The organism is Amycolatopsis rhizosphaerae (assembly GCF_007713715.1).
In the GTDB taxonomy this organism is placed as follows: domain Bacteria; phylum Actinomycetota; class Actinomycetes; order Mycobacteriales; family Pseudonocardiaceae; genus Amycolatopsis_E; species Amycolatopsis_E rhizosphaerae.
On record NZ_VJWX01000558.1, the window covers coordinates 1 to 4,511 of the forward strand.

The 4,511-nt window shown below is 68.3% G+C and carries 6 protein-coding genes; 1 reads left to right on the forward strand and 5 read right to left on the reverse strand.

Annotated elements, in window-relative coordinates:
* Window positions 1-188 (reverse strand): hypothetical protein (locus tag FNH05_RS33015; RefSeq protein ID WP_144592775.1); only part of this gene is annotated, 188 nt, incomplete at its 3' end.
* A 739-nt stretch (window positions 189-927) separates the two neighbouring features.
* On the opposite strand from FNH05_RS33015, the gene FNH05_RS33020 reads away from it, so the two are divergent.
* On the forward strand, window positions 928-1,407 hold the full coding sequence (locus tag FNH05_RS33020) for a hypothetical protein (protein WP_144592776.1): 480 nt from the start codon (window positions 928-930) through the stop codon (window positions 1,405-1,407).
* A 47-nt stretch (window positions 1,408-1,454) separates the two neighbouring features.
* On the opposite strand, the gene FNH05_RS33025 is transcribed toward FNH05_RS33020, so the two are convergent.
* From FNH05_RS33025 to FNH05_RS33040, 4 genes are all read right to left on the reverse strand, one after another.
* Window positions 1,455-1,904, reverse strand: a complete 450-nt coding sequence (locus tag FNH05_RS33025) for a hypothetical protein (RefSeq protein ID WP_144592777.1) — start codon at window positions 1,902-1,904, stop codon at window positions 1,455-1,457.
* Window positions 1,905-2,193: 289 nt separating this feature from the next.
* A complete protein-coding gene (locus FNH05_RS33030) occupies window positions 2,194-2,649 on the reverse strand; it encodes a single-stranded DNA-binding protein (RefSeq protein WP_144592778.1) in 456 nt (151 codons plus the stop codon).
* A gap of 305 nt (window positions 2,650-2,954) precedes the next feature.
* Window positions 2,955-3,890 carry a bifunctional DNA primase/polymerase gene (locus FNH05_RS33035; RefSeq protein WP_246128090.1) on the reverse strand — a complete coding sequence of 312 codons (936 nt, stop codon included), beginning with the start codon at window positions 3,888-3,890 and terminating at the stop codon, window positions 2,955-2,957.
* A 43-nt stretch (window positions 3,891-3,933) separates the two neighbouring features.
* Window positions 3,934-4,449 carry a hypothetical protein gene (locus FNH05_RS33040; protein ID WP_144592779.1) on the reverse strand — a complete coding sequence of 172 codons (516 nt, stop codon included), beginning with the start codon at window positions 4,447-4,449 and terminating at the stop codon, window positions 3,934-3,936.
* Between the last annotated feature and the right edge of the window lie 62 nt (window positions 4,450-4,511).

Here is a 4,511-nt window from a genome sequence, read left to right on the forward strand (position 1 = left end):
TTCAGAATGGCGATTTTGTACGGGTAATTCTCCAGAATCGAGGCACACGTGCCGATGATGGACAGCGATTCAGCGTCGGCGGTGTCCAGAAATTCGCGGGTCTGGCGCTTGGCCTTGCGGCTGTCTCCGGCCTTGACCAGGGCGGCGACCTCGGCGAGAGCATCGGGAAGAGTCGTGGTCTGCGGCATGACGAATGAACCTCACTGCTGATTTTTGCGAATTGTCGGGCTTGGCGGTTCCCGGCGTTTCTTTGTCGTCTCCAGTCTAGTGTCAATCGTGTGATATCTCGACCGGAACTGGTCGCTTTTAGCTTCTCTTTCCGGTGAGTTTGCAGGCTCTCCTGTCAGCGGTTTTCCACTGGAAAAGGCGAGAAACCCTTGCCCGCCGCCATCGTGGATTAGGTGATCGCCGGTCTTTTCCTCCCGCCCCCTCGTGTGTGCCATTCCTTGTGCTGCGGCAGGCGGGTCAAGGGTGGGTCCCGAAAAAATCTTCGGAGCTTGCGGAGGAGATTTTTTGGGGTGCCCTTGACGCGCCTGACGTGGCATAAGACCCTCGGGCACGAGGGGGTTTTGGTGACCTCGCGTTGCGCGGTGAGGGAAAACGTGAGGTCGGTGGCTACACTGAGGATTCGCGTCGGGTACGGGGCCATGCTGAGTCCCGCGAAGCCCGGCGCGCGTGTCTGCGCAGTCTTGGCGGAGCCGCCGGTGACGGTGGTAAGCCTTCGGGCTTCTGTGCACGGCACGGCGGGCGTGTCCGGCTTCGGCGGGGCACGCCTTCGCCGTTTCTGAACCTTCTCGCCTGTTTCGCTGTGGCTGTCACTCTAAGCTGTTTTAGCTGCTCCTCTTGGCATTGGCCATATGAGTTGCCTTCGGGGATACTCTGTGTCGGTCGAGTAGACGAGCGCAACCGTCGTGAGGAGAGTGCGGAATGGCCGAGGCGCAGACGACCCCGAGGAAGCGGGCGCGGCGATCCACCGCGACGAGCCGCAAGCTGGAAGCGGCACGCGAGCGCCTGGCAAACCAACTCGCGGAGGAGCGCCAACGCGAGGAGCGGATCAAACAAGCCCTGCGCGACTACATGGCCGCAGGGGAGAAGATCGCCGTCGCTGAGAACGCATGCGAGGAGAAGGTCGCCGCGCTGACGAACCGGATCGAGCGGTTGCGCGAGCAGGCGCGGGAGAAGGTCGCCGGAGCGCACGCCCAGCAGGGCAGGTCGGCGCTGGCCATGCACGAGGCCGGGCGCACAGTGGAACAGGTGGCCGACCTGTTGGCAGTGTCGGAGAAGAAGGCCCGACAGCTCATCGCCGCCGGCCGGGATGCGGCCGGGCAGGCCGTTGCGGCGCATCAGGTCGGTTCGGTGGCAGGCGTCATCCGGGCCGTCCCGTATGGCATCGGCGAGGGCGCGTAAACGTTCCACGGAAGCGCCGACAGCGAAGCGGTGGGCTTGGCCGTGACCTATCGAGCGGCGCGGATCAGGGACCGGCCGCCGTGCAGATTGCGGCGCGTGCGGCGGAAGGCGCGCATCCACAGGGTCAGCGTGACCGCGGAGCCAGCGACCATAAACGGGATCGCCATGGTGGCTGCAGCTTGCAGTTGGCCCACCGCGATCGCCAGCGGTACGACGACCAGGCCTGCGGCGGTGAACAGCAGCAGTCGGCGGCGTTCGCCGTGCGGCTTGTCCGCCGCGGCGGACAGGAACCACCGGCGAGTGAGCCCTGCGACGAGCGCGCTGACACCAGCGCCAATCACCGCGAGCGCCGGCAGGCCAGTCAGCCAGGTGCTGCCGGGCTGGACCGCCTGACCAAACACGACCGCGATGAGCCCGGCGACCGAGGCGCCGAGCGCAGCACCGAGCCCGGCAGCGCCGATGAGCTTGCCGAACACCACTACCGAGCGGGACTTCATGTCGTCCGAGGGTAGGTCACCTGACCGACAGACTCGACCTTATTGCCGAGCCGGTCCGGATCGAGGTACGGCCGTTCTGTTGCGAGAAGGGAGGAAACGCCGCGGCCGGGCGCTCGCTGGGGCGGGCGAGCACCCGGCCGCGGGTGAGCGGGCAGCAGCGCCGGGTAGGGCGGCGCGCGCCACGGCTCGGTGGGAAGGTCTGCTGCCGCCCGGAGACGGCGGGACACCCCACAGCCCCCGGCGGGCCCGGACCGAGGTGGTCCTGGCCCGCCGGGCGTGCGGGGCAGGATCAGAACGGCGGCTTGTCGGAGGACTCGCCGCCGTCGGCGTATGCACCGGCACCGCACGGGTCGTCGTCCTGGCCGGACTCGCCGTGGGAGCGGGAGGCCTTGTTGACCTTCGCGGTGGCGTAGCGCAGCGATGGGCCGATCTCGTCGACATCGAGCTCGACGACGGTCCGCTTCTCACCTTCCTTGGTCTCGAAGGACCGCTGTGTAAGGCGGCCTTGCACCATTACCCGCGCACCCCTGGTCAGGGACTCGGCGACGTTCTCGGCAGCCTGTCGCCAGATGTTGCAGCGTAAGAACAGCGACTTGCCGTCCTTCCACTCGCCGGACTGGCGGTCGAACACGCGCGGGTTGTTCGCGATGGTGAAGTTCGCGACGGCTGCACCGGACGGGGTGAAACGCAGCTCGGGGTCGGCGGTCAGGTTGCCGACGATGGTGATGACGCTTTCTCCAGCCATGACGTGCTCCTCACGGAATCGGTGATCGATGTGGTCGCCGACAACCCCTTCGAGTTCCCCGTCCCCGGTTATGACCGGGTGGGTCCGTGCCCGAGGGGCTGTCGATCTGCGAATGCCGGATCGGGACGTGGCTGGTGGTGCAAGGGTGTGCGCAGCACATCGCGTAGCGACGCCGTCAGGCGCCCTTGCGGCGGCGGCCGCGACCTGATCTGCTCCGCGGAGATCGACGGTCCCGGCACGGACTCACCTGCTGCTGCCTTGCCCTCCCGTTGACTGGTTCATGGGTTCCGGGCTGTCGACGCGGGTCAGGGCAAGTCGGCGAGGCAGCGGGGGTGGTGGCCGCCGGCTTCCAGCCCGTCGCTGATGGTCTGCTCGGCCTCGGCGGTGCTCCAGTCGTCGACGCCGACGTGGCGGGCGGCAGCCTCGTGCAGGGCGGCGCGGGCGTCGTACTCGGCTATGTCGCCGCCGGCGACGAGTCGGCCGAGGGTGTAGGCGGCGCGGATCAGTGTGTCGTGCCGCTGACCGGGCTGGGCGAGGGCAACGTTTTCGGCGACCCGTTCGAGGTAGGCGGCGGCGCGATCGAGTTCGCCGACGGTGTGCCGGTTCTGCCGGGGCAAGAACTCGGCGGGTTCGGGCAGTGGCGGCGGGGTCAGCTGAGTGACCAGCCACTGTGGCAGCGGCGCGATCGGTGCGCGGTTCAGCGCCACGTAAAGCCCTTCACCGCGTACTGATCCGGCGGCGACGATGTACCCACCGGCGCCGCGGGTGTCGATGCGCCATCCGAGGCGACCGGAGGTGTTGCGCAGCTCGGGCTCGGCCGATGCCCGGAAGTAGAGATGTTCACCGCCGCGCGGGGACTGCACGGCGTAGGTGTGGGCTGGGTAGGGCTCGCCGGCGACCTCGGCCAGTCGCGCGAAGACGTCGCGGCCGTGCCGGGCACCGGCCCATTCCTCGGGCGGCTCGTGGCCGTGGGCGTCGTCGAGGTCGATCACCAGCAGGCCGCTCGGGCCGCACGCGATTCCGACGTTCCACGGTAGCGTCGCCCATCGCTCGCGGATGGCCGCTAGATCGCGGGTGGCCGCCTGCTCCCAGTTCTTGATTGAGGGCTTCTTCGACCTGGGCCACAGCGGGAACACGTAATGCCCGGCGGTGGCCGCCTCCAGCGCGGCACGCATCAGGCGCCGTGGCGGTGGGCTCGCGGTGGGGCTGCTGGTCGGTCGCATCCTTCCCGGTGCGCTCATGGTCTGGTCCTTTGCTGTCGAGGGTAGCTGGGGAAAACGCTGGTCACGCGAGCTTCACTCGAGTGATCGGGATCAGCGGCGGCCGCTCGCGGAGGTGCCAGCGGACTTGGTTGGCGGCCCACGGCAGCGACGGTGGGTGGGTGGCGAGGCCGTCCTCGGGCTCGATGCCGTTGACGGTCAGTCGCCAGAAGTCGCCATGCGCGCCGTGGGGCGCGGTCTCGCGGTGGTGCACGACGGTGACCAGCTTGCCGGTGCAATCGTGGACGACCGCGGTGATCTCGTAGCCGACCGGAAGGTGGGCGGGCACGGTGGACGGGTCCTCGTGCGGCTGTCGGGAGAGCAGTTCGCGGTAGCGCAGCGACACCGGCGTGCCGTACAGAGCGCGGCTGGTCTCGACGAGCACGCCGCGGGCGTAGCTCCAGGCGCCGTACTCGTCCTCGCTGCCCCAGCGGGGGATGTTGCACTCCACACCCGGGTGGAGCACGTAGTTGCGGCTGAAATCGGCTGTGCTGAACATGCGCAGGGAGACCGGCAGCGGGCGCGGGGGAGTGATCGACACGGAACCTCCAGTGACAGGCGATGGCTGTGAATGGCCGGGTCGGTCCCGCTGGTGTGCGGGAC